This is a genomic window from Sulfoacidibacillus thermotolerans, from assembly GCF_003144315.1.
Classification (GTDB): domain Bacteria; phylum Bacillota; class Bacilli; order Alicyclobacillales; family SLC66; genus Sulfoacidibacillus; species Sulfoacidibacillus thermotolerans.
In genome coordinates this window covers 1-421 of sequence record NZ_MPDK01000118.1, presented here as the reverse complement: position 1 = coordinate 421, position 421 = coordinate 1, and the positions used below count along the sequence as shown (strand labels likewise).

Below are 421 nucleotides of genomic sequence, written 5' to 3'. Positions count from 1 at the left end.
GGATAGGGAACTAAAAGTCAAGGAACAATGATAGAAAGAATAGGAAAAAGAGGTAAACTTATGAAAAAAGCGGCACTTCATAATCTTGGATGTAAAGTAAACGCATATGAGACGGAAGCAATGCAGGAAATGCTTGAACAGGCAGGTTATGAGATCGTTCCCTTTAAAGAAGGGGCGGATGTTTATATTATCAATACATGCACGGTGACAAATATAGCAGACAGGAAATCTCGGCAGATGCTGCACCGAGCAAGAAAATTAAACCCGGACGCGGTCGTTGTGGCGGCGGGGTGTTATGTACAGGCGCAGGAGGGTAAGGAGATCGATCCGTGTATTGATATTGTGATCGGAAATAATCATAAAAAAGATCTGCCGGAATTATTGAAACAATATGAAATGGAAAAAAGCGGTCATACAGAAT

General features: G+C 41.3%; 1 pseudogene. It reads left to right on the top strand.

From position 1 onward, the window contains the following. Positions 1-60: 60 nt before the first annotated feature. Positions 61-421, top strand: a pseudogene (locus BM613_RS14750) (tRNA (N(6)-L-threonylcarbamoyladenosine(37)-C(2))-methylthiotransferase MtaB); the annotation flags it as partial.